This is a genomic window from Amycolatopsis azurea DSM 43854, from assembly GCF_001995215.1.
Taxonomy (GTDB): domain Bacteria; phylum Actinomycetota; class Actinomycetes; order Mycobacteriales; family Pseudonocardiaceae; genus Amycolatopsis; species Amycolatopsis azurea.
In genome coordinates this window covers 181,345-206,115 of sequence record NZ_MUXN01000014.1, presented here as the reverse complement: position 1 = coordinate 206,115, position 24,771 = coordinate 181,345, and the positions used below count along the sequence as shown (strand labels likewise).

General features: G+C 69.0%; 18 protein-coding genes. 12 read left to right on the top strand and 6 right to left on the bottom strand.

Translation table 11 applies throughout. From position 1 onward, the window contains the following. The first annotated feature begins 4 nt into the window (after positions 1-4). A complete protein-coding gene (locus B0293_RS19575; RefSeq protein WP_005151916.1) occupies positions 5-1,456 on the top strand; it encodes a sunset domain-containing protein in 1,452 nt (483 codons plus the stop codon). A 62-nt stretch (positions 1,457-1,518) separates the two neighbouring features. On the opposite strand, the gene B0293_RS19570 is transcribed toward B0293_RS19575, so the two are convergent. The 4 genes from B0293_RS19570 to B0293_RS19555 all read right to left on the bottom strand — a co-directional run bounded on the left by B0293_RS19570 (position 1,519) and on the right by B0293_RS19555 (position 5,991). Then, positions 1,519-2,586, bottom strand: a complete 1,068-nt coding sequence (locus B0293_RS19570; RefSeq protein ID WP_005151918.1) for a 2-oxoacid:ferredoxin oxidoreductase subunit beta — start codon at positions 2,584-2,586, stop codon at positions 1,519-1,521. Continuing rightward, positions 2,583-4,490, bottom strand: coding sequence for a 2-oxoacid:acceptor oxidoreductase subunit alpha (locus B0293_RS19565; protein ID WP_005151919.1), 1,908 nt, complete (start codon positions 4,488-4,490; stop codon positions 2,583-2,585). The genes B0293_RS19570 and B0293_RS19565 overlap by 4 nt, the downstream gene beginning before the upstream one ends. 289 nt (positions 4,491-4,779) lie before the next feature. Further along, positions 4,780-5,532 (bottom strand): enoyl-CoA hydratase, encoded by a 753-nt coding sequence (locus B0293_RS19560; protein WP_005151922.1) that lies wholly within the window; start codon positions 5,530-5,532, stop codon positions 4,780-4,782. Positions 5,533-5,544: 12 nt separating this feature from the next. After that, positions 5,545-5,991: an Lrp/AsnC family transcriptional regulator gene (locus B0293_RS19555; protein WP_005151923.1), complete on the bottom strand. Its 447-nt coding sequence runs from the start codon at positions 5,989-5,991 to the stop codon at positions 5,545-5,547. Positions 5,992-6,065: 74 nt separating this feature from the next. Between B0293_RS19555 and ddaH the strand changes: the two genes are divergently transcribed. From ddaH to B0293_RS19540, 3 genes are all read left to right on the top strand, one after another. Further along, the gene (gene ddaH, locus B0293_RS19550) at positions 6,066-6,911 is read left to right on the top strand and encodes a dimethylargininase (RefSeq protein ID WP_005151925.1); all 846 of its coding nucleotides are present in this window, start codon (positions 6,066-6,068) and stop codon (positions 6,909-6,911) included. Between the two features lie 91 nt (positions 6,912-7,002). Continuing rightward, on the top strand, positions 7,003-7,659 hold the full coding sequence (locus B0293_RS19545) for a polysaccharide deacetylase family protein (RefSeq protein ID WP_005151927.1): 657 nt from the start codon (positions 7,003-7,005) through the stop codon (positions 7,657-7,659). Positions 7,660-7,777: 118 nt separating this feature from the next. Then, the gene (locus tag B0293_RS19540) at positions 7,778-8,443 is read left to right on the top strand and encodes a glycoside hydrolase family 75 protein (protein ID WP_005151929.1); all 666 of its coding nucleotides are present in this window, start codon (positions 7,778-7,780) and stop codon (positions 8,441-8,443) included. Between the two features lie 65 nt (positions 8,444-8,508). On the opposite strand, the gene B0293_RS19535 is transcribed toward B0293_RS19540, so the two are convergent. Then, the gene (locus tag B0293_RS19535; protein WP_005151931.1) at positions 8,509-9,909 is read right to left on the bottom strand and encodes a hypothetical protein; all 1,401 of its coding nucleotides are present in this window, start codon (positions 9,907-9,909) and stop codon (positions 8,509-8,511) included. A 176-nt stretch (positions 9,910-10,085) separates the two neighbouring features. Further along, complete coding sequence (locus B0293_RS19530) at positions 10,086-11,081, bottom strand: dehydroquinate synthase/iron-containing alcohol dehydrogenase family protein (protein ID WP_005151932.1); 996 nt, start codon at positions 11,079-11,081, stop codon at positions 10,086-10,088. A 406-nt stretch (positions 11,082-11,487) separates the two neighbouring features. Here B0293_RS19530 and B0293_RS19525 point away from each other — a divergent pair, with 406 nt between their 5' ends. The 8 genes from B0293_RS19525 (at position 11,488) to B0293_RS19490 (ending at position 24,770) form a co-directional block, all read left to right on the top strand. Continuing rightward, complete coding sequence (locus tag B0293_RS19525) at positions 11,488-12,804, top strand: nucleotide sugar dehydrogenase (protein WP_005151935.1); 1,317 nt, start codon at positions 11,488-11,490, stop codon at positions 12,802-12,804. Further along, positions 12,785-13,981 carry a glycosyltransferase family 4 protein gene (locus tag B0293_RS19520; RefSeq protein ID WP_039915756.1) on the top strand — a complete coding sequence of 399 codons (1,197 nt, stop codon included), beginning with the start codon at positions 12,785-12,787 and terminating at the stop codon, positions 13,979-13,981. Before B0293_RS19525 ends, B0293_RS19520 begins: the two co-directional genes overlap by 20 nt. Positions 13,982-14,120: 139 nt before the next feature. Further along, a complete protein-coding gene (locus B0293_RS19515; protein WP_052014294.1) occupies positions 14,121-15,401 on the top strand; it encodes a GumC domain-containing protein in 1,281 nt (426 codons plus the stop codon). Further along, complete coding sequence (locus B0293_RS19510) at positions 15,398-17,179, top strand: Wzz/FepE/Etk N-terminal domain-containing protein (protein WP_005151939.1); 1,782 nt, start codon at positions 15,398-15,400, stop codon at positions 17,177-17,179. Before B0293_RS19515 ends, B0293_RS19510 begins: the two co-directional genes overlap by 4 nt. A 15-nt stretch (positions 17,180-17,194) precedes the next feature. Further along, positions 17,195-19,102, top strand: coding sequence for an asparagine synthase (glutamine-hydrolyzing) (gene asnB, locus B0293_RS19505; protein WP_005151940.1), 1,908 nt, complete (start codon positions 17,195-17,197; stop codon positions 19,100-19,102). A 15-nt stretch (positions 19,103-19,117) separates the two neighbouring features. Further along, positions 19,118-21,298 (top strand): bi-domain-containing oxidoreductase, encoded by a 2,181-nt coding sequence (locus tag B0293_RS19500; protein ID WP_005151941.1) that lies wholly within the window; start codon positions 19,118-19,120, stop codon positions 21,296-21,298. After that, positions 21,298-23,244: a heparinase II/III family protein gene (locus B0293_RS19495; protein WP_005151943.1), complete on the top strand. Its 1,947-nt coding sequence runs from the start codon at positions 21,298-21,300 to the stop codon at positions 23,242-23,244. Before B0293_RS19500 ends, B0293_RS19495 begins: the two co-directional genes overlap by 1 nt. Next, a complete protein-coding gene (locus tag B0293_RS19490) occupies positions 23,241-24,770 on the top strand; it encodes a right-handed parallel beta-helix repeat-containing protein (protein ID WP_005151947.1) in 1,530 nt (509 codons plus the stop codon). Before B0293_RS19495 ends, B0293_RS19490 begins: the two co-directional genes overlap by 4 nt. The last annotated feature ends 1 nt before the right edge of the window (position 24,771 follow it).

Sequence of the window (24,771 nt, the reverse complement as noted above, 5' to 3'; positions counted from 1 at the left end):
TTGGATGTCCATTTTCGGACAGGTTTGGCTGTGGAGTCTGCTGGCGTTCGTCGTCGGCGCGCTGCTCACCTGGCTGGTGCTGGTGATCCCGGCGCGCAAGCGCATCCGTGAGCTGGAAAGCTCGCTGGCCACCGCGCACGCGGAGAAGACCCGGCTGCCCGCCGGGGTGAGCCTCGGCGCCGGTGCCGCCGCCGTCGCGGGTGGGACCGCGTACCTCGCGAAGCCGTCGCACGACGAGCTGGACGAGGAGTTCGCGGCCGCCGAGGAGCCGAAGCCCGCGTACCCCGAGACGCTCACCGAGCACGAGCCCGCGCAGCGGCCGTGGTCCGAGCCCGTCGAGGAGCAGGCGCCGGAGCCTGTGCAGGACCTGCGTGAGGACTTGCGTGAGGACCTCGTCGAGGAGCCGGCGCCCGAGCACTCCGCGACGCAGATCTTCGAGCCCGCGGAGCCGGTGCGGGCCGTCGAGCCGGTGGAGCCTTTCGAGCCGCAGGGCTTCGAGCCCGAAAACGAGTACGAGGCCGAGTACCGCACCGCGCCGCAGGCGGACCTGGAGCCCGACCCGGAGCCCGAGGTCGCGGCCGAGCGGACGCAGTACATCCCGGCGGCCCAGCTGGAGCCGGAGCCCGAGCCCGAACCCCAGCCCGAGCCGGAGAACCCGTACGCCGCCGCGGCGACCGAGTACCTCCAGCCCGCGTCGAAGCTGGACCTCGAGCCGGAGCCGGAGCCGGAGCCGGAACGCGAGCGGGAACCGGAGCCCGAGCCGCTGCCGATCTTGCCGGGCGACGGACCGTACCGGTCCCGGCTGGAGATCCAGCTGGATCCCGAAGGCGCCGAGACGCAGCCGGAGCCGGAGCCCGTGTCGCTGTTCAGCCCCGCTTCGCGCGTCGAAACGGAGGAAGCGCCCGTCGAGACCAGCTGGTTCGAGCGGGAAGAGCAGCTGCACGACGACCCGCCCGCGTACGCCTTCGGTTCCGACGAAGAAGCGAAGGCCGGACTCCTCGACTCGGAGCCCGAGACCCCCGCCGAGGCCACCCAGGTACTGCCCAAGCGCACGCCGCGCGGAGCCGTGCGCGGCGGTTTCGAGCCGCCGCAGCCGATCCAGCCGTCGATGCGGGCGATCGAACGTCGCGAGCCGGAACTGTCCGGCGGGCAGAGCGGGTCGCTGTTCGAGCCCTCCGTCCAGCCGGGCGACGCGATGCCGGCGCCGGAGCCGCCGCCCGCGCGGCCGTCCGCCGCTCCTGTCTCGGAGTCCGTCCCGCCCGGCCCGTTCGGTCCCGGTTCGGCGATGCCGCGGCCGGGCGGTGGCCGTCCCGCCGACGACTTCGCGGTCAAGGCCAGCGTGACCGCGCTGCGGTACTGCGCCGAGGACTCGCCCCAGTTCCCGAAGATGGTCGCGGAGGTCTGGTTCCGCACCGCCGCCGACGCGGAACGCGTGGGCTTCCGCCCCCTCAGCTGAAGTACATGAAGGCCCCCTTCCTTGCGCCAGGCGCAAGGAAGGGGGCCTTCATGTACTGATGACTAGCTGACCACGGTCCAGGTGTCCTTGCCGCGCAGGAGCCCCTGAAGGTCCGGCTTCCGGGTCGCGCGGGCCTCCTCGACCTGGGCACGTGCCTGGTCGTCGTAGGTGGGCCGCTCGACCTGCCGCAGGATGCCGGTCGGCACGTGGTTCAGGTTCTGGTCGCCGATCCGGGAAAGCGCGAACGCGTACGAGGTGTCCTCGATCGTCGGATCGTGCACGACGAGGTTCTCCTCGCCGATGTTCGCGACCTTCCCGACCTCGAGCCCGGCCCAGCCACTGCGCGTCACGCCGTACTCGCCCTGCGGCCCGAACTTGATCGGCTCGCCGGACTTCAGCGGGATCAGCCGGGTGGCGGCCTCGTCCTTGTCCTTGAGGACGTCGAACGCGCCGTCGTTGAAGATCGGGCAGTTCTGGTAGATCTCCACCAGCGCCGACCCGCGGTGCTTCGCGGCGGCCTCCAGCACCTCGGTCAGGCCCTTGCGGTCCGAGTCGAGCGCGCGGCCCACGAACGACGCCTCGGCGCCGATCGCCAGCGAAAGCGGGTTGAACGGGGTGTCGACCGAGCCCATCGGGGTGGACTTGGTGACCATGCCCGGCCCGGACGTCGGCGAGTACTGGCCCTTGGTGAGGCCGTAGACCCGGTTGTTGAACAGCAGGATCTTGATGTTCACGTTGCGCCGCAACGCGTGGATCAGGTGGTTGCCGCCGATGGACAGCGCGTCGCCGTCACCGGTGACGACCCACACCGACAGATCCGGTCGCGCGGTCGCGAGCCCGGTCGCGATCGACGGCGCGCGGCCGTGGATCGAGTGCATGCCGTAGGTGTTCAGGTAGTACGGGAACCGGGACGAGCACCCGATGCCCGAGATGAAGACGATGTTCTCGCGCTTGAGGCCGAGCGTCGGCAGGAACGACTGCACGGCGTTGAGCACGACGTAGTCCCCGCAGCCGGGACACCAGCGGACCTCCTGGTCCGACTTGTAGTCCTTCGCCTTCTGCGGTTCGGTTTCGGCCGGGACCAGGTCCAGACCGCCGAGTGTGGGAATCCCCAGGTCTATCGCGGTCACTTCGCCGCCTCCGTACTGGTGATGATCTCCGTGAACACGCCTTGCAGCTCCTCCGCCTTGAAGGGCAGCCCGGCGACCTTCGTATACGACTTCACGTCCACGAGGTACTTCGCCCTCAGGAGCATCGACAGCTGGCCGAGGTTCATTTCAGGGACGACGACGGTGTCGTACGAACGGAGTACGTCACCGAGGTTGCCCGGGAACGGGTTGAGATGCCGCAGATGGGCCTGCGCGATCGGCATGCCTTCCTTGCGGACCCGGCGGCACGCGGCGCCGATCGGCCCGTAGGAGGAACCCCAGCCGAGCGCCAGGACGCGGGCCTTGCCGCCGCTCGGGTCGTCGACGACGAGGTCCGGGACGTCGATGCCGTCGATCTTGGCCTGGCGCAGGCGGACCATCTTCTCGTGGTTGTCCGGGTCGTAGGAGATGTGACCGGTCTTGTCGGCCTTCTCCAGCCCGCCGATGCGGTGCTGGAGACCGGCCGCGCCGGGCACCGCCCACGCGCGGGCGAGGGTCTCGGGGTCGCGGACATAAGGCCAGAATTCCCCGGATCCGTCCTCGGCATTCGGCTCGGTGGCGAATTCCACCCGCAGGTCCGGCAGGTTCTCGACGTCCGGGATCAGCCACGGCTCCGAGCCGTTCGCGATCGCGCCGTCCGACAGCAGGAACACCGGGGTGCGGTACTTCAGCGCGATCCGGGTGGCCTCCAGCGCCGCGTCGAAGCAGTCCGCGGGGGACAGCGGCGCGACGATCGGCACCGGGGATTCGCCGTTGCGGCCGAACATGGCCTGCAGCAGGTCGGCCTGCTCGGTCTTGGTCGGCAGCCCGGTCGACGGGCCGCCGCGCTGGACGTCGACCACGACCAGCGGCAGTTCGGTCATCACCGCGAGGCCGATGGCCTCGGACTTCAGCGCGACACCGGGCCCGGACGTCGAGGTGACGCCGAGCGCACCGCCGTAGGAGGCGCCGAGCGCCGCGCCGATGCCGGCGATCTCGTCCTCGGCCTGGAAGGTGAGGATGCCGTAGTTCTTGTGCTTGGACAGCTCGTGGAGGATGTCCGACGCCGGGGTGATCGGGTACGTGCCCAGCAGGATCTGCAGGCCGGACTGCTGTCCGGCGGCGACCAGCCCGTACGCCAGCGCGGTGTTCCCGGTGATCTGGCGGTACGTGCCCTGGTTCAGCTTCGCGGGCGCGACCTCGTACGTCGTCGCGAACGACTCCGTCGTCTCGCCGTAGTTCCAGCCGGCGCGGAAGGCCAGGATGTTGGCCTCGGCGATGTCGGCCTTCTTCGCGAACTTCTCGCGCAGGAACCGTTCCGTGCCCTCGGTCGGCCGGTGGTACATCCAGGAGAGCAGCCCGAGCGCGAACATGTTCTTCGCGCGTTCGGCGTCCTTTTTGGACAGTCCGGTCTCTTCGAGCGCGCCCCTGGTCAACGTCGACATGGCCACCCGGTGGACTTGATAGGCCGAAAGGGTGTCGTCGTCGAGCGGGTCGTTCTCGAAACCGACCTTGACCAGGTTCCGCTTCGAGAACTCGTCGGTGTTGAGGATGATCGTCCCACCCGACGGGACGTCCGCGAGGTTCGCCTTCAGCGCGGCGGGGTTCATCGCGACCAGGACGTCCGGCCGGTCGCCCGGCGTCAGGATGTCGTAATCGGCGAAGTGCACCTGGAAGCTCGAGACGCCCGGGATGGTGCCCTGTGGCGCGCGGATCTCCGCGGGGAAGTTCGGCATGGTGGACAGGTCGTTGCCGAAGGCGGCCGCTTCCGAAGTGAACCTGTCGCCCGTCAGCTGCATGCCGTCACCGGAGTCACCGGCGAACCGGATGACCACCCGGTCCAGCTTGGCGACCTCGGTGGGCCTGACGGCCGACAAGGAGCCGTTGCCGTTCGCACTCGTGCTCATAGGTCAGGGATTCCCTCTCTCCCGACGTGCGTCGTCCCCGGCCGTGCCGGAGATCGGGTGCCTCGCCCGGCGGTGTCGGCCAGGTCACAGGTGCCATGTTCCGAGGTTAGTCCTCGGCACACTTCCCAGGTTGCCGTAAAAACGGTCTGGACCTACTTCTCGAGTGTCCTGAGCTCGGCGCTGAGCGGGGATTTTCCGGTTTAAGTGTTACCGATGGTAACGGTCAATGACGCGCCCCGATTGTGAGGCGTATCTCGTTCCAGCGTAGTGAAGTCCGGTCGAGGAACGGTCATCGGCCGGTAATGGCGGCCCGCAGCCTGGTGAGCCGATCGGCGAACGCGGGTGCGGTGAGTGACGCGATCTGCGGCTCGATCTCGGCGTCGACGGCGGCCGAATGGTCGGTCAGTGAAGCGGTGTGCCGGAGCGTGCGCTTCGTCGCCAGGAGGACGTCGCGAGGAGCGCCGACGGCGGGTTTCGCCAGTTCACGGGCGGCCTCGACCAGATCTCCTTCGACCAGTCGGAGCGCGAGCCCGCATTCGACAGCGGCTTCGGCGTCGACGACTTCGCCGAAGAGTGTCATCGCCGCGGCCTTCTGCGGTCCGACGAGCCGCTGGATCATCCACGTCATCCCGCCGCCGGGATGGATGCCGAGATCGAGAAATCTGGCCACGAACTTCGCCCGCGTTCCCACGATGCGGACGTCCGCGGCGAGCGCGAGGTTCAGTCCGGCGCCCACCGCGGCCCCGCCGACCGCGGCGATCGTCGGCAGGGAACAGTGCGCCACCGAGAGAAATCCGTCATAGATCGCGCGGAGCCCGTCCTCCCGGGCGTCGGCGAGCGTGTCCAGGTCCGCGCCCGCGCAGAAGGCCGGAGGGGCGCCGGTGATGACCAAGGCGTGGACACTCTCGTCGGCTTCGGCGCGCGCGACGGCGGCGGCCAGCTGCGCGGACAGGTCGAGGGTCAGGGCGTTGCGGGTCGAGGGGGCGTCGATGGTGAGCACGGCGACGCCGCCGTCGTGGCTGGAGCGGATCTGATCGGTCACCGCCCGAGGGTGTCACGCTTCCGGCGTCGGCGGGCGTTCCAGCAACCGGGAAAGGACGACGGTGGAGACCGTGCGGTCGACGATCTCCAGGCCGCGCAGCCGCTCCAGCGCGGTCTCCAGGTGGTGGATGTCCGACGCGCGCAGGTGGACGATCGCGTCGGCCGCGCCGGACACCGTGTAGGCCGCGACGACCTCCGGCAACGGCTCCAGCCGGGCGCGGATCCGAGCCGGGGTGATGTTGCCGTTGCAGGTCATTTCGACGAACGCCTCGGTGCCCCAGCCCAGCGCCTCGGGGTCCACCACCGCGGTGAACCCGCGCAGGACCCCGGTTTCGAGCAGCCGGTCGACCCGTCGTTTCACCGCGGGCGCGGACAGGCCCACGACTTTGCCGATGTCGGCGTAGCTGGACCTCGCGTTGGCCATCAGGCATGAAACGATTCGCTGGTCGATGGTGTTCACACGCAATGTTTAGCAGGTATGTGCGCAGCGAACAGCGATTGATTGCGGAATTAGGTGAGCCTTACTCTTCGGGTATGCCGGAACTGGAGCAGCAGCCCCGTGTGCCCACGACGCGCCGCTACCTCATGTGCCCGCCGCGGTACTTCGCGGTGGACTACGTCATCAACCCCTGGATGGACCCGTCGGTCCCGGTCAGCGTCGACACCGCGATGGCGCAATGGACCGAACTCCGTGACACCTACCGCCGCCTCGGCCACACCGTCGAGGAGATCGACGCCCAGCCGGGCCTGCCCGACATGGTGTTCGCGGCGAACTCCGGCACCGTCGTCGACGGCCGCGTCCTCGGCTCGCGGTTCCGCGCCCCGCAGCGCACCGCCGAGGCCGAGCACTTCCGCCGCTGGTTCGTCGAGCACGGCTACCGCGACATCACCATGCCCGAGAAGATCAACGAGGCCGAAGGCGACTTCGCCTGGACCGGCCGGATCCTGCTCGCCGGCACCGGCTTCCGGACCGACCCGGCCGCGCACGCCGAGGCGCAGGAGGTCCTCGGTGTCCCGGTCGTCTCGCTGCGGCTGATCGACCCGAGCTACTACCACCTCGACACCGCGCTGTTCGTGCTCGCCGAGGCCACCGACGCCGCGCCCGCGCAGATCGCCTACTACCCGGAGGCCTTCTCCGCCGGGTCGCGGAAGGTGCTCGAGCGGATGTTCCCCGACGCGGTAATCGCGGACCGGGCCGACGCGGAGTGCTTTGGGCTGAACGGGGTGTCCGACGGCCGCAACGTCGTCCTGCCGGTCGAGGCGACCGGGTTGGCGGGGCGGCTGGCCGACCGCGGCTACGAGGTCGTCTTCGTGGACATTTCCGAGCTCAGGAAGGCCGGCGGCGGCCCGAAGTGCTGCACCCTGGAGATCCGCAAGTAATCCGTTCGTGGACACTTCGCTGGATTGTGTAACTACTCCATTCGCCAACTCGATTAATCGGGAAACACACTCGGTCCCGAATGAGGCGCGGATGGTGATCCTGGCGATTGGCGGCGTGGGCAAGCCCGTGCGCGCGCTCGATCCAGGCGAAAACGAGACATGGGTGACGGTGGACCAGTTCGAGCGCGTGCTCGACACGGTGGCCGGGCTCGACGACGTCGGACTCACCTTCGACGACGGCAACGTCTCCGACGTCGAGATCGCGCTCCCCAAGCTGGTGGAGCGCGATCTCACAGCGGAGTTCTTCCCGCTGGCAGGCCGGATCGGCCAGCGGGGCTTCGTCGACGCCGACGGCCTGCGGCGGTTGACCGAGGCGGGGATGTCGATCGGCTCGCACGGCTGGGAACATCGCGACTGGCGGCGTCTCGACGGCAGGCACGCCCGGCGCGAACTCGAAGCCGCGCCGAAGCTGCTCGCCGACCTGAGCGGGAAACCCGTACGCGCGTACGCGCCGCCGTTCGGCGCCTACGACCGGCGCGTGCTCAGCAGGCTCCGGCGTTCCGGCGCGACGCGCGTGTACACGACCGAAGGCGGCGCGGTGCCGCGCGACAGCTGGCTGCGGCCGCGGACCGAGGTCCGGCACGACGTCGATCAGGAGTGGATAGACAGCGTGCTCGGTGAGCGGGATGGCCTGTACCGCCGAGCGGGACGGATGATGGCGCGAGTCGCCAGGCTTGCCCGCTTTTGACCGGTTTCCGTTGTACGGTGAGAAAAGAACACCCTGCCGGCCCTTGAGCTGACCCGTGCACGGCGGCATCCTGAGCACCCTTCGGTAAAGAAGCCTTATTAACTAAGGGGTGCACGGTATGCGGAAATTGCTCCTGTTCTCGGCGATGGTGGTGGCCGCAGGACTGGCCCCCGCGGCGGCGGCCTCGGCGGCCCCTTCGATACAGGCGGGTCCGACCGCGCAGCAGCTGCTGGCGAAGACCACCAGCTGCAACCAGATCTCGAACGGCAAGTACAAGACCGACGAGGAGACCGGCCGGACCATCGCGGTCTGCGACGCCGGGAACGCCGTGTTCTGGAAGGCCGACATGGACGTCGACTGCGACGGGCAGCCGACCCCGCGGTGCAACAAGAACACCGACCCGTGGTTCCAGGACGGCACCGCGTACCCGCGCTCCGACGGCAAGGCCCTGATCGCCGACCAGACGCCCTACATCGTCGTGCCGAGTATCAGCAGCACGTGGAACTTCGAGAAGTCCGGTCTCAAGGGCGCCGGCTCGTGCGCGGTGATCTACAACAACAAGGTGCTCTACACCGTCATCGGTGACACCGGCCCGAAGGACATCATCGGCGAGGCGTCCTACGCGACCGCGAAGTCGCTGGGAATCAACCCGGACCCGGCGAACGGCGGCGTCGACTCGGGCGTCACCTACATCTGCTTCAAGAACTCGAAGGTGACTCCGACCGAGGACCACAACAAGGCGACCTCAGTCGGCGAAGGCCTGGCCGCGAAGTGGGTCGGGTAGCGAAAGTCGTTGTACGGCAACGGCCCCGGGAGCTTCCGTCCCGGGGCCGTTCGTCGTTCGGCGGATCAGCGCCGGACCACTCGCTGGTACCAGTCACCGAATCCGTAGGGCGGGGCGACGATGTAGACGTCGGTGTCGTCCACCGCCTGCCACGGTCCGAGGGTCCGCAACCGGTAGACACCGACACCGACGTTCGGGAACGTCAGCCAGCCGTCGGCGTCGGACCTCGCGAGCGACACGAGTTTTCCGTCGTCGGTGCTCAGGGTGGCGTTCACGTTCGGCACCTGTTCGCCGGAATCCCACTGGCCGTTGCCGTTCTTGTCAGTCCAGAGCCGGCCTCGGGAATCTGCCCGCTTGCCCGGCACCTTGCCGGACGCCTCGACGTGAGAACCGCTGGAGTCGTCGCCGCTCGCGGTGTAGCACCCCAGGAAGACCCTGCCGAAATAACTCGCCTTTTCCGGCACCTTGCCGGAAACCGTGAACTCGAGACGCTGACCCGGCGCCAGCACGCCGGCCCGTTTCAGCGGACTGAAGTCGCCCCACTGGGTGTCGTCGATTTCGAGATGCAGTCCGCTGCCGACCGGGTCGCAGCCCAGCCACAGACCGGTGAGCTCCCGGGCGCCGGTGTTGGTGAGGACGATCTTCGCCTTGGCGATGTCACCCACGGCGTAGTTCGCCTTGTCGAGGCTGCCACTGGCCTTGAGCACATCGGTCAAAGGGCGGGTCGCCTTGACCGCGAGCGCGGTGTGCGCGCCGGATCCGTCCACCCTGAGGCCGCCCGTGTAGGGGGTGACCCAGTTGTCGGGAACGTTGTCGAAGTAGAAACCCGCGTTGGGGCTGACCGGTACGGCGGCGAACTCGAACCGGCCGGTGGAGTCCGTGGTCGTGGCCAGGGGACCGGTCATGCCCACGCCGCTCAAGTGGACCCCGGCCCCGGCCAGGCCCTCCCCGGGAGACGGCAGGCCGTCGCCGTTCGTGTCGCCGTACAGTTGCCCGGCGACACGATCGGTCGTGCCGAACGGAACGTGTTCCAGGGTGACGATGGAAGTGTTGTCCCGGTAGTCGACATCGCCGGGTGTGCGCACCTCGAACTGCACGACGGGGTTCTCCCTGCCGCCGGACATCGACTTGCCTGCCACGCGATAGGTCCGGGTCTCACCAGGGGCGAAGGAGGCCCCGGGGCCCGCGTTGTCGAGGTCGCCCCAGGCCCCCCGGGGGACCGCGTAGTACGGCCCCGAAGTCGTGTAGTTGCTCCCCTTGGCCTCGGTGGCGGCGGTGTCGCCGACGTTGGTGACCACCACGTCGACCGGGATCTCGTCGCCCGGTAGATAACGGCCTTGGACGACCGTCGCCGTCACCTTGAGGTTGGGCCCGGGTTCGGCGCTCGCGGGCGTGGCCGTCAGCACCCCGGCGAGGGTGAAGGTCGTGGTGAGCACGCCGAGGGCGCGCAGCGATGTTCTTCGCATCGGTTCTCCCCAGTCTCGTCCGGCGCGCCCGTCCGTAGCGGGCGCCCCAGGCGATCGTCGTTGACGAATCGAACCTAAAGTCCGGATCGGGCGAGTGGCCAGTGCGGAACATTCCGGCGCCGAGGCCGGGCAACCGTACGGGTGGCCTGGACGTGTTCCAGAGATCGTTCACGCGATCAGCGGCAGTGACAGCACGTACCTTTTGTTGCGTTCGAAGGAATCCAGCCCTCCCGGATCAGAATGGTGCGGACCTCGGCCGCTACTTCACACGGTGAGTCCCGGACGTCCTGCCACCCGTAGACGAGCCTTGCCCGCCCAGCCAGTTCCGCGGCGTTGTCACGGCGACGGTCCCGGAAGGCGACGCCGGGCGTGGCGTGGGTCGCGCGGCCATCCAGCCGCACGGTCACCGCGGCGCCCTGCGCGTCGTAGGTGACGTCCTCCCACAAGGTCTTGCCGTTCACCTCGAAAGGTGTTTGCCGACTGCCTTGCGGGAGACCGTGCTCGTCTTCGACTGATTCCTTGTACTCCACTTCGAGCGCCGACATCAGTCCGCCGCCGACGAGTGCGAGGCCGTATCGGATGGCGGGCCGATAGCGGAACGGCGGCCTGACGAACACGCAAGCCTCCATGGCGGCCACTGAGATCCTGGTCCGGCCGAGCAGGTCGACGATGACGTTCGTCGCTTGTCGCGGTGTCCGCTGAGCGGTGGCCAGATCCAGGATCGTGTCCGTGACTCTGGTCCGCGGCGGATTCGTTCCGGCGGCGATATGGGGCAGTGCGCGGGATCTGTGCACAATCACCAAAGGCTCCTGCGAGATCGCGGAGAAGGTGTACGGGACCGTGATTTCGACCGGTCCCTCGATGATCGGGAGAAGTTTCCATTCTTCTGCGGCGGTGCGATGGCTCAAGATGGCGTAGCCGCTCCCGTAGAGCAACGCGGCATGGATCTTCGCCGAGCGGGACAACTCGCCGGTGAACGTCGAGTAAACGCGCGGGAGAACTCGCCGCCAGCGCCCGCCCGCGAGATTCGCCCTGATGTCCGACATGGTGTGGCCGTAGGCGCGTAATTGGCTTCTTGAGACGATTCCGTGCTGCTCGGCGAGGAGGACCGGCCAGCTCGGGCGTTGTTCGGCCGGGATCGACTCCTCGGACCAGCGTTCGTGGGTGGGCACCCTTCGACGATCGCCGCCGAACCGCCGCTGTGGAGAGCCTGGAGCGGATCTGTGGATAACGGGGTGAGAGAGCAGGATGGCTGTGGATAACTTCGGTCGGGGTGGTCGTGAGTGGTAAGTGACGTTCTAACGTCACTTACCACTCACGACCACCCCGACCCACGCCTCACCGCAGCCCTCCCTCTCTTCTCCCTCTCCCTCACCGCCGCCCTGCCCCTCCCCGCCCGACCCAAATCACTCACGAGATCGTTACGCGTCGCCTGTAGCGTTTCGTGCCTGCCGAGCGATGAGTAATTCCCTTGCCGCACAGGCATTCCGCCAAAAGAAGGCGAACCACGGACACCGGTAACGAACCCGGTCCGTCCGCCGACCAACGGGCAGCGGAATGCGGCTGGAGGAATTCGTGATGAAGATCAGTGTCTTCGGGCTCGGTTACGTCGGTTGCGTGTCGGCTGCGTGCCTTGCCGGGCAGGGGCACGAGGTCGTCGGGGTCGACGTGAACCCGGTGAAGATCGACCTCATTTCCGGCGGCAAGGCGCCGGTGGTCGAAGAACGCATCGGGGAACTGACCGCGGAAGTGGTCGCCCAGGGCAGGCTGAGAGCGACCACCGACGTAAGACAGGCGATCGCGGACAGCGAAGTCTCCCTGATCTGCGTCGGCACCCCGTCGGCGCCGAACGGCAGCCTGTCGACGGCGTTCCTGGAACGCGTCGCCGAGGAGATCGGCGAGGCGCTCAGGGACAAGGCCGAGCGGCACACCGTCGTCTTCCGCAGCACGATGCTCCCGGGCACCTGCCTGGACCTGCTCGTCCCCATCCTCGAGAAGTCGTCCGGCCGCACCGCCGGCGTCGACTTCGGGGTCGCGGTGAACCCCGAGTTCCTCCGCGAGGGCAGCAGCGTCAAGGACTTCTTCGACCCGCCCAAGACCGTCATCGGCGAGCTCGACCCGGCCAGTGGCGACGTCGTCGCGGCGCTCTACGAAGGGCTTCCCGGCGAGGTCTTCCGGGTCGCGATCCCGGTCGCCGAGATGACGAAGTACGCCGACAACTCCTTCCACGGTCTCAAGATCGGCTTCGCGAACGAGCTCGGCGCCATCTGCCGCGCCCTGGGGCTCGACTCGCACCAGGTGATCGACGTCTTCCTCGCCGACCGCAAGCTCAACATCAGCCCCGCCTACCTCCGCCCCGGGTTCGCTTTCGGCGGCTCGTGCCTCCCCAAGGATCTGCGCGGCCTGGTCTACGCCGCGCACCGCGCGGACGTCGCCGTCCCGATCCTTTCGCACGTGCTGCCCTCCAACGACGAACACCTCCAGCGCGCCTTCGACCTGGTCGCCAACACCGGGAAGCGCAAGGTCGGCCTGTTCGGCCTGTCCTTCAAACCCGGCACCGACGACCTCCGCGAGAGCCCGCTCGTCGAGCTTGCCGAGCGGCTGCTCGGCAAGGGGTACGACCTCCGCATCTACGACGCCAACGTCAGCCTTTCCCGCCTGATGGGCGCGAACCGCGAGTACATCGAGGGCAGGCTGCCGCATCTCGGCCAGCTGCTCGCCGGCTCCATCGAAGAGGTCGCCGACCACGCCGAGGTCTGCCTCATCGGCACGGTCGATCCGGAGGTCCTCGCGGCGCTCCCGGCGGGCGGCGGCCGCACCATCATCGATCTCGTCCGCGTACCCGACGCCGACCGGCGCCGGGCTGAAGAGGGATATGTCGGTCTTGCCTGGTAAAGCTCTCATCCTCGTCGAGAACCTTTCCGTCCCCTTCGATCGCCGCGTCTGGCAGGAGTGCCAGACACTCCGCGACGCCGGCTGGGAAGTCCACGTCATCTGTCCACAAGGGACGAAACGGGACACCGAAGCCGAAGTCACCATCGACGGCGTCCACATCCTGCGCTACCCGCTGAAGGCCGCCACCGGTGGTCCCGCCGGGTACGTCCAGGAGTACGGCTCGGCGTTGTGGCACACGCTCCGGCTCGCCCGCAAGGTCGGCCGGGGCGGAAAGATCGACGTCGTGCACGCCTGCAACCCGCCGGACATGCTGTTCCTCGTCGCGCTGTACCTCAAGCGCCAGGGCGCGAAGTTCATCTTCGACCAGCACGACCTCTGCCCCGAGCTGTACCTCTCGCGCTTCAACCGCGGTGAGGACCTGCTCTACCGCGCGGTCTGCGCGCTGGAACGACGCACCTACAAGACGGCCGACGTCGTCATCGCGACCAACGAGAGCTACAAGGACGTCGCCGTGAAACGCGGCGGCAAAGCGCCGGAAGACGTCTTCGTCGTGCGGAGCGCGCCCGTGGTCGAGCGGTTCCACATGGTCCCGGCCGAGCCCGAGCTGAAGAAGGGCAAGCCGCATCTGCTGGCGTACCTCGGCGTGATGGGCCCGCAGGACGGCGTCGACTACGCGTTGCGCGCGCTCGCTTCGCTGCGTGACGAGGTCGGCCGCACCGACTGGCACGCCGTGTTCATCGGCGCCGGTGACGCCTTCGACGCCATGGTGGCGTTGACCAAGGAACTGAAGCTCGACGACCAGGTCGAGTTCACCGGCCGGATCTCCGACGCCGACCTGCTGCGCTACCTGTCCGCGGCCGACGTCTGCCTGTCGCCGGACCCCCTGAACCCGCTCAACGACGTGTCGACCATGAACAAGATCATGGAGTACATGGCGATGAGCCGCCCGATCGTCTCCTTTGAACTGCGGGAGGCCCGGGTCTCGGCCGGGGAGGCCGCGCTCTACGCGCCGGCGAACGACGAGCCGGAGTTCGCGAAGCTGATCGCGCATCTGCTCGACTCGCCGGAGGACCGGGCGAAGATGGGCGAGCTGGGCCGGGAGCGCGTCGCCGGTCCGCTCTCCTGGGAGAACTCCCAGAAAGCCCTGCTCGCGGCCTATGCGGCCGCCGTCCGTTGATCGGCTTCCCGATCGCGTTTTGAACAAGACTCGCGCAAACCTGTAACCAACATCGCGGTCGCTCCGACGGGATTGATGCTGCACCCGCACGCACCGATGGGAGATCCCGGCTTTGACTGACGACACGGTGCGCCTGTCCATGATCGGACAGGTTCTGCGCGGGCGATGGCGGACCTTGGTGGCCCTCGCCCTCCTCGGCGCTCTGATCGGCGCGGGATCTTCGATGATCCTTTCTCCGGGCTACCGGACGTCGTCCAGCGTGCTGCTGCAAGGCCCGCGCGAGGCGGACGAACTGCTCACCCAGGCCGAGGTGGCGACCAGTTCGGTCGTGCTCGACCGGGCCGCCGCCACGCTCGGCGACGGACAGACCGGCGCCGACCTGCGGGACAAGGTGGCCACGTCGGTCGCACAGGGCAATGTCATCACCATCGGGGTCACCGGTGACACCGCCGAACAGACGCAGCGGCTGGCCGACCAGGTCGCGAGCGAGTTCGTGAAGTACTCGACGCAGATCATCGCCGGCTCCGGCGACGCCGCGGTGCAGCTGGCGCAGGAACGCCGCGAGACGCTGCGGCAGCAGGTCGCGCAGACGAACCAGCGGATCAGCGAACTCTCCACGAAGGTCAACGAAGGCAAGACGACCGTGGAAAGCGTCCAGCTCCGCACCGAACTGCAGGGCCTGCGCACGTCGATCGAGTCGGCCATGTCCAGCCTCAACGCGGCCGACACCGCCAGCGGGCTCGGCAACATGGTCGTCCTCGGTTCGGCCCAGCTGCCGTCCGCGCCGGCGGCGCCCACTCTGCCGCAGCTCGCCCTCGGCGGCGCGCTCTTGTTCTTCCTCGTCGGCTTGTTCGGGCACCTCTTCACCGTCCGCACGGACCGGCGGCTGAAGGACGAGGAGGAGATCGCCGCGGCGATCAGCGGCCCGGTGCTGGCCACCTTCGACGCCGTCGAAGAACGACCCGCCGGGAAGACCTTGCGCGCCAAGCTCCTCCGTGACGACAGGCCGTGGAACATCCCGCGGGTCGACGTCCACGCCGACGAGATCGACGTCGAAGTCCACTACCGGCGGCTGGTTTCCCGGCTCCCCGGTCGGCGGCTGCTCATCGTGGCCGCCGAAGACGACCACGCCGGGCAGGTGGCCGCCGAGCGGATCGCCGCCCTCGCCGACCGCTGGTACACCGTGGCGACGATCTCCCCGGTCCGGCCCGTCATCGAAGACAGCGACGCGGAGGGGATCCTCGTCGTGGCCGGCCTCGGTTCCCGGTCCGCCTGGGAGCTGGTCGGGATCGCCGAAGCCGTCGCCGACGCCGGGCTCGCCGTGGTGGGCACCGTGCTGATCCGCCCGGTCCGGCCGACCCGCACCGGCCCCGGCGCCACCACCCCGACCGACCACGAAGCACTGGCAGGTACCGCGTGACCAGCGCCGAAAAGACCAAGTCCGAACCGCTCATCGACCTCCAGCGACTGGTCGTCTCGATCCGGAGACGACGTCGCCTGTGGACGGCCACCGCTCTGCTGGGGCTGATCGCAGGCGGCCTGGTCGCGATGCTCCTGCCGTCGCCGCCCACGGCGGTGGCGCAGATCCTCGTCATCCACCCCGACGACTCACCGACCGACAGCGGGACGCTGATGCGCACCGACGTCGCCGTGCTCAAGACCACCAAGACCGCCGGTGAGGCGCTCAAGAAACTGAACAGCACGCAAGCTCCGGAGGAGTTCCTCAAGGACTACGACGGGCTCGGGCTGACGAACAACGTCCTCCAGCTGACGGTCAAGGGCAAGACCAAGGACGAGGCGATAGCCCGCGCGCAGGCGATCTCCGACGCCTTCATCGCCGAGTACATCGGCCGCAACCAGGCGGCCGCGGCCGCGCAGCAGAAGGCCCTGCTCGACCAGCGCAACCAGGCCCAGAACGAACTCACCCCGATCGAAGCGTCGATCGTCACCGAAGAGGCCAAGGGCCGCAACGCCAACCCCGCCCAGCTGGAGCGGCTGTACTCGCGCCGGGCGGAGTTGACCTCCAAGATCTCCGATTACGACGGCCGCGCGCAGGAGGCGGGCATCGGCACGCCGAAGGTCGCCGCCGGGACGCAGATCGTGGACGCGCCGCGGATCCTGCCGAAGTCGTTGCTCAAGACCCTCGGCACCGACATGGGCATCGGCCTCGCGCTGGGGCTGCTCGCCGGGCTGGGACTCGCGGCCATCACGAGCGTGGTGAAGGACCGGCCGGTCCTGCGCCGGGAGATCTCGCGGCACCTCGGCGCCTCCGTGATCGCGCAATTGCCCGAACCGCCCCGGTTCCTGCGGCGTTCGCGGGCGGTGACCCGGCGGCAGCGCGCCGCGGCGACCCTGGTCCGCGCCGTCTCCCAGGAGGGCGGTTCGGTGTCGCTGCTCGACCTCGGCGCCCGCCGGGTCACCGCCGCGCTCGCCGTCGACATGGCGCGCGAACTGGCGGAGAAGGGGCCGGTCTCGCTCGTCGACGACCTGCCGAAGGCGAACCTCCGCGAGCTGGCGGGCGACGCCCCGATCCAGGTGCTGGACCGCGGCGACGCTCCGTTGAATGGCAAGGAACGCCGCATCGGAGTCGGTTCGATCGAGCCGGGCACGGCGTGGACCGACCTCGAATTCCTGGGTGAGGAGACGATCCTCGTCGTCCGCACCGCGCACGCGAACACCGAATGGCTGCACACCGTCGCCCGCCAGCTGGCGGACCGGCGCATCCCGATCATCGGCGTCGTCCTGGTGGATCCGGATCCGCGTGACCACACCGACGGGACGCTGTGGGACGGCCTGCACACCGCGTTGCGCGGCCGTGCCGGTGCCACGCCGGAGCCGATCCCGGTGCCCGCGCGGCCGGTGATGACCCCCCGTCCGGTGGCACCTGCCCGTGCACCGGAGCGCAAGGTCCTGCCCGAGCGGAAGGTCGCGCCGGAACGACGGGTGCCGCGGCCCGCGCCGAAGCCGGTCGAGATGTTCCCCGACGAGGACGCCCCGGTGCGGCGGCTCTCGACGGTGGCGCCGGTGGAGACGGACGCCGAACGCACCGTCGAGCGGGTTTTGGAGCCGCCGCGGGAGAAGAAGTCCGCGCGACGCCGTCCGCCGACGCCGTACAAGCGGCCCGAGGACCAGGACAACGCCGATCAGCCGACCAAACGATTCTCGCCCGTTTCACCGGATAACGCCGAAGCCTTATAAGGGGAGCGAAAACAGATGTGCGGCATCGCAGGGGCCTACTTCTGGCCGGACGGGGGACCGCTCACCGATCGGTTGACGAAAATCCTCGCCCATCGCGGACCGGACGGTTCGGGGCGGTACGACCACCGGGCGGGCGACGGTGAAGTCCATTTAGGACACCGTCGGCTGTCGATCGTCGACCTGACCGAGACCGGCGCGCAGCCGATGGTCAAGGACGGGCTCGCGCTGACCTACAACGGCGAGCTGTACAACTCGCCGGAACTGCGGAAGGAACTCGAAGCCGCCGGGGTGCGCTTCCGGGGGACGTCCGACACCGAGGTCGTCCTGGAAGCCTGGCGCAAGTGGGGCACCGAGGGCCTGCACCGGCTGCGCGGCATGTTCGCGTTCGGCGTCTTCGACGAGCGCACCGGCACGTTGACCCTGGTCCGGGACCAGCTGGGCATCAAACCGCTCTTCCTGGTGCGCCGCGGCAAGGGGGTCGCGTTCGCGTCCGAGCTGAAGGCGCTGGCCACCGAGCTGGGCGGCTCCCTGACCGTCGACGACACCGCGCTCGTCGCGTCCCTGCTCTACTACTGGGTCCCGGACGGCCGCTGCGCGTTCAGCGAAGCCGAAAAACTGCCGCCGGGCAGCTGGGCGCGGTTCCGCCCGAACGGCGACGTCGAGCGCGGCAGCTTCTGGTCGCTGCGCCAGGTCGCCGAAGAGGGCGCGGCGTATGAAGGCGAGTTCGACCTCAACGCCGTCATCGAGGACTCGACGCGCAAGCACCTGATGGCCGACGTGCCGGTCGCGACGTTCCTCTCCGGCGGGCTCGACTCCAGCTATCTGACCGCGCTCGCCGCGCGCGAGCAGCCGGGGATCTCCGCGTACACCATCGGTTTCCGGGCCGAGGACGCGAAGTTCGAGGCGATGCCGGACGACCTGATGTACGCGAAGAAGGTCGCCGCGAAGTTCGGCGTCGACCTGCACGAGATCGAGATCGCGCCGCAGGTGCTGGACCTGCTGCCGAGGATGACATATCACCTCGACGAGCCGATCGGCGATCCGGCGGCGATCAACAGCTACCTGATCTGCACCGCCGCCCGCGAGGCCGGCGTCAAGGTGATGCTTTCGGGGATGGGCGCCGACGAGCTGTTCGCCGGGTACCGCAAGCACCTCGCGAACACGCTCGCCGTGCAGTACCAGCGGGTGCCCGGCCTCGTCCGCCGCCCCGTCGAGTCCCTTGTGGACAGACTGCCGGTGGCGACGTCGAAGCGCGGATTCCGGTCGGTCCGGTTCGCCAAACGGTTCCTCTCGTTCGCGGAACTGCCGGAGGAGACCGCGTTTCGGCGCAGCTACACGATGTACGACCAGGCCGAACTCGCCGGGCTGCTGAACCCGGACCTGGCGGGCGCCGTCGACGACGTGATCACCGAGCACGCGGACACCTATCACGACAACACGTTGTCGGACTTCGTGAACCGCATGTGTCTCGCCGATTCCCGGCTCTTCCTGCCGGGGCTCAACCTCGCCTACACCGACCGGTCCAGCATGGCGGCGTCGACCGAGGTGCGGACGCCGTTCGTCGACATCGAGGTCGTCAAGGCCGCGTTCCGGATCCCCGGTGACAAGAAGATCGTGAAGCGCCAAGGGAAGATGGCGCTGAAGGAAGCGGCGCTGTCGATCCTCCCCGCCGAGATCGTGCACCGGCCGAAGGGTCTGTTCAGCGCGCCGCTGCGGGCCTGGATGAGCCGCGACCTCGCGCCCTTGGTGCGCGAGGTGACGAACGAAGGTGAATTGGTGAAGGCCGGGTTCCTCCGTCGTGAGGCGCTGCAGAAGCTCGTGGACGAAGACGCGTCCGGGCAGCAGGACCGGTCCAAGCACCTCTGGCACATCTTGACCCTCGAGTACTGGTACCGCGGCGCCGTCGCGGCCCGGACCACCTGATCGCTGAGGAGCGACGTGAAGCAGGTAGTGCAGAACTACAAGAGCGGGGAGCTGGCGCTCCTCGACGTCGAAGTCCCCGCGTGCAAAGCGGGCGGTGTGCTGGTCCGCACCGCTTATTCGCTGATCTCCACCGGCACCGAGATGATGAAGGTGTCCGAGGCGAGCCTTTCCCTGGTGGGCAAGGCGAAGGCGCGGCCGGACCAGGTCGCGAAGGTGATGCAGAGCGTCGCGACCAACGGGCTCGGCGCCACCTACCGCAAGGCGATGAACAAGCTCGACTCGTACACGCCGCTGGGCTACTCGCTGTGCGGCGTGGTCGAGGAGGTCGGCGCGGGCATCCACGACGTCGCCGTCGGGGACTACGTGGCGTGCGCCGGGAACGAGCACGCACTGCACGCGGAACTGAACTGGGTGCCCAAGAACCTGTACACCAAGGTGCCAGACGGGGTCGACCCGCGGCACGCCGCGTTCGGCACGGTCGGCTCGATCGCGATGCAGGGCGTCCGCCAGGGTGAACCGCAGATCGGCGACATCGCGCTGGTCATCGGGCTGGGCCTGATCGGCCAGCTGGTCGTGCAGCTGCTGGTCGCCTCCGGGGTCCGCGTGGTCGGTGTCGACCCGGATCCGGCGCGGTGCGCGCTCGCCGAACAGCTCGGTGCCCTGAAGTGCGGCGACCCGTCGTCCGGCGTCATCGACACCGCGGTCGCGGAGATCAGCTCCGGGCACGGCGTCGACCAAGTGTACCTCGCCGCGGGCGGCAGCACGAACGAGCCGGTGGAACTGGCCGCGAAGCTGGCCCGCGACCGCGGCCGGGTGATCGACATCGGCAAGTGCTCGCTGAACCTGCCGTGGAACGCCTACTACGAAAAGGAACTCGACGTCCGGTTCTCCCGTTCGTACGGCCCCGGCCGCTACGACCCGGAGTACGAACTCGAGGGCCGCGACTACCCGATCGGCCAGGTCCGCTGGACCGAGCGCCGCAACCTCGAATGCGTCGTCGACCTGATGGGCAGCGGCCGTCTCGACGTCGAGCCGCTGATCTCGCACGTCTCGGAGTTCTCCGACGCCGTCGAGACGTACCGGAAGCTGAACGAGGGCGAGCTCAAGGCCGTCGCGGTGCTGTTCGAGTACGAGAAGCGCGCCGCCACGACCACCGAGCCGGTCGCCGAGGTCGCGATGCCGAAGACGGTGACCACGCGCGCGGTGCCGAGGCCCGGCGGCGTGCGGATCGGGTTCATCGGCGCGGGCAACTACGCGTCCTCGATGCTTCTGCCGCATCTGACGGAGATGGAGGGCGTCGACCTCACCGAGGTCGTCACCACCTCCGCGCTCTCGGGCGCGAACGCCAAGCGCAAGTTCGGCTTCGGCCGCGCCACCACCGACCTCGACACGATGCTCGACGACTCCTCGATCGACGCCGTGTTCATCGTGACCCGGCACAGCTCGCACGCGGAGCTGACCAGGCGGGCGTTGCTCGCGGGGAAGGCCGTCTTCGTCGAGAAGCCGCTCGCGCTGTCGGAGAAGGAACTCGAGATCGTGCTCGGCGCGATCGAGGAGTCCGGCAACGACCGGCTGCAGGTCGGGTTCAACCGCCGGTTCGCCCCGCTGCTCGGCGAGTCGGTGCTCCACTTCGGGCCGCGGATCGGCCCGGCTTCCGTGCGGTACCTGGTCAACGCCGGTCAGCTCGACGCCGGCAGCTGGTACAACCAGGCCGACAGCGAGGGTTCGCGGTTCGCGGGCGAGGGCGGTCACTTCATCGACACGGTCAGCTGGCTGCTCGGCTCCGACCCGGTCTCGGTGTACGCCACCGCGACCCCCGGGCACCAGGACCTGCAGATCCTGCTGCGCTACCCGGACGGCTCGACCGCGTCGATCGCCTACACCACCAGCGGTTCTTCGGCGTTCCCCAAGGAGACGATCGACGTCACCGCCGACGGCAAGGTGCTGAAGTTCGACGACTTCGCGCGCGCGTCGGTGTTCGGCCGCAAGAAGTGGGCCAGTTCGCGGATCCCCAAGGGCCGGGACAAGGGCCAGGCCGCCGAGCTGGAGGCGTTCGTCACTTCTCTGCGGACCGGGGTCGCGATGCCGGTGTCCGTCGAGTCGCTCGTCGCGACGACGCTGGCCACGCTGGCGGTCAACCGCAGCCTGGAGACCGGCGCCGCCGTGCGGATCAACGCCAAGGAGGGGTTGGCCTGATGGATCCGTCCTGGTACCTGCGAAGACTGTCGCGGATGGGGCCGGCCGAGGTCGCGGGCCGGGTCACCGACGTCGTGCGCAAACGCCAGTGGCGCGGGGTCGCGGGGGACAGGCCCGCGTGGCTGCCGGACCGCCGGTTCGCGCCGGTGCCCGGCGAGGACGTCCTGGCCGCCGTCTCGGGTGAGGCGGTGAAGGATCTGCTCGTCACCGCGGACCGCCTGATGGACGGGCACGCCGAGTACTTCGGCGTCGAGCGGGACGACCTCGTCGACCCGGACTGGTCGTACGACCCGAAGACCGGCCGCCGCGCACCGTCCGACGTGTACTCGTTCGACGTCCCGTACCGCAGCGAGGACACCGTCGGCGACATCAAGCAGATCTGGGAGCCGTCGCGGCACCAGCACCTCACCGTGCTGGCTGCGGCGTACGCGCTGACCGGCGAAGACCGTTACGCCGAGCGCGTCGCCGCGCACCTGAAGTCGTGGTGGGCGGCCAACCCGCCGATGTGCGGGGTGCACTGGGTCAGCGGGATCGAACTCGGCATCCGGCTGCTGTCGTGGGTGTGGGTCCGGCGGCTGCTCGACGGCTGGGCGCAGGCCCCGGCGCTGTTCGAGGACAACCCCGAGGCGCTCACGCAGATCTGGCACCACCAGCGCTGGCTGGCCGCGTTCCCGAGCCGGGGTTCGTCGGCGAACAACCACGTGATCGCCGAGGACGCGGGGCAGCTCGCCGCCGCCTGCGCGTTCGCCTGGTTCCCCGAATCCGGCCAGTGGCGGGACGCGGCGCTGACGTCGCTGGACAAGATGCTGCGCCACAACACCTTCGACTCCGGTCTCAACCGTGAACTCGCCACCGAGTACCACGGGCTCGTCCTGGAACTGGGGCTCGCCGGGGCACTGGAGGCGAAGGCCGCCGGGGTCGCGGTGCCCGAGTCGACCTGGCTGGTGCTGCTGAGGATGACCGACGCACTGGCGTCCATTGTGGACAACAGGCTGCGGCCGCCGCGGCAGGGTGACGCCGACGACGGCTTCGGGCTCATCGTCGATGGCGACGAGACCAGCCGCTGGGCGTCGCTGCTCAACACCGGGTCCGTCCTTTTCGGACGGTTGGACTGGTGGCCGGAGACGCGTGAGGGCGATGTCCGCACGACGCTCTTCTCCGCGCTGGCCAAGGACGTCCAGGTCGGCATTCAGCGTCCCGCCCGGCGCCGCGACGACTTCGCCGACGCCGGGATGACCATCCTGCGCGAGGGCGCCGTCTGGGCCCGCTGCGACGGCGGGCCGCACGGCTTCCTGTCGATCGCCGCGCACGCGCACGCGGACGCGCTCTCGGTGGAGGTCCGGCACGACGGCGTCGACATCCTCGCCGACCCCGGGACCTACTGCTACCACGGCGAACCGAAGTGGCGGTCGTACTTCCGGTCCACGGCCGCGCACAACACGCTGGAGCTGTCCCGCACCGACCAGTCCGTCTCCGGCGGCCCGTTCCTGTGGACGAAACACGCCGTCACCACCGTGAACGCGGCGGGAACACCGTCGCGCTGGTGCGCGGAACACGACGGCTACGCCCCGGCGATCCACCGCCGGTCGGTGGAGCTGGCGGACTCGGCGCTCCGGATCCTCGACGAGGTCCGCGGCGGGGAGGCCCAGCACTGCCGTCTCGCGTTCCACTTCGGCCCGGCCGTCGAGGTCTCGCTTTCCGGCGGGACGGCGACGTTGTCCTGGACGGCCGACGGCCAGGTCCGGACGGCTTCGCTCATGCTGCCGCCGGAGCTGGACTGGTCGGCGCACCGCGGCGAGACCGGGCTCCCGATGGGCTGGTACTCGGCCGGGTTCGGCAGGCGCGAGCCCGCGTGGACCCTGTTCGGCGGCGGCATCGCCTCCGACGGCGCCACTTTCACCACCGAGCTCACCTTCGACACCAGTAACGAGGACCCGCCGTTGTGACAGCACGACCGCACCGTCTCCGCCGGGCAGCACTTCTGGTGCTGCTCGGCTCGCTGACGTTCACCGCCTGCACTTCCGGACCGGACGAGGCAGGGAAGGGGCCTGATCCGGCGCAGGCGCCGTCCGGCTCGATCGCGCAGGTGTGCGACAAGGCGAAGGCGGGGCCGGCCGAAGCGCCGGCGGGTGCGGTCAAGATCGACCCGGCGGTGCCCGGCGACCTCGCCGCGAAGACGCGGTCGAGCCCGGCCGGGACGACCTTCTGGCTCGCGCCGGGCACGCACAAACTCGGCGACGACCGCTACGACCAGGTCAACCCGAAGACGGGCAACGTCTACCTCGGCGCGCCGAACGCGATCCTCGACGGCCGGAAGATCAACCAGTACGCCTTCTCCGGCCACGAGGCCGACGTCAAGATCCAGTACCTGACCGTGCAGGGCTTCGCCGCGCCGCACGATGAAGGCGTGGTCAACCACGATTCGGCCGACGGCTGGGTCATCGAACACAGCACCGTCCAGGACAACGACGGCGCCGCGCTGATGGCGGGCGCGCGGCAGCAGGTCCGCGCGAACTGCTTGCGGCGCAACGGGCAGTACGGCATGAACGCCTACGCGCAGGGCAACGCGATCAAGGGCCTGGTAGTCGAGGGCAACGAGATCTCCGGTAACAACACCGGCGACTGGGAAAGCAAGATCGACGGCTGCGGCTGCTCCGGCGGGATCAAGTTCTGGTCGGTCGACGGCGCCGACATCCGGGGCAACTGGGTGCACGACAACCGCGGCGTCGGGCTGTGGGCCGACACGAACAACAACGACTTCCTCGTCGAGGGCAACGTCATCGAGAACAACGACGGCTCCGCCCTGATGTACGAGACCAGCTACAACGCCGTCATCCGCGGCAACACCATCCGCCGGAACAACTGGGTGGACGGCAAGGGCTACATCGACCGCGGCGACAGCTTCCCGGTGGCGTCGATCTACCTGTCCGAGTCCGGCGGCGAGCCGAGGGTGAAGGCACGCACGGACAAACTGGAGATCTCCGGCAACTCGTTCGAGAACAACTGGAACGGCGTCACCCTGTGGGAGAACTCCGACCGGTTCTGCAACAGCCCGGCCAACACCTCGTCCGGTTCCTGCACGCGGCTGGTGCCCGAACAGGCGAAATGCGCGCAGCCCGCGATCGCGTCGGGCGCGCTGAACGAGGACTGCCGGTGGAAGACGCAGCGCGTCGAGATCCACCACAACCGGTTCGTGCTCGACCCGGTCGTCACCGGCTGCGAGGAGAGCTGCGCGCGGATGGCGATGCTCGCGAACTTCGGGACCTTCCCGGAGTGGTCGCCGTACAAGGGCGAGGTCGTCCAGCAGGCGATCACCTTCGACCAGGGCAACCGGCTCCACGACAACACCTACTCCGGGCCGTGGAACTTCGTGGCGTTCGAGCCGAGCCGCGTGCTGGGCTTCGGTGAATGGCAGGGCGCGCCCTACCGCCAGGACCAGGGCAGCAAACTGACCCGCGCGGGAGGAGGCTGAC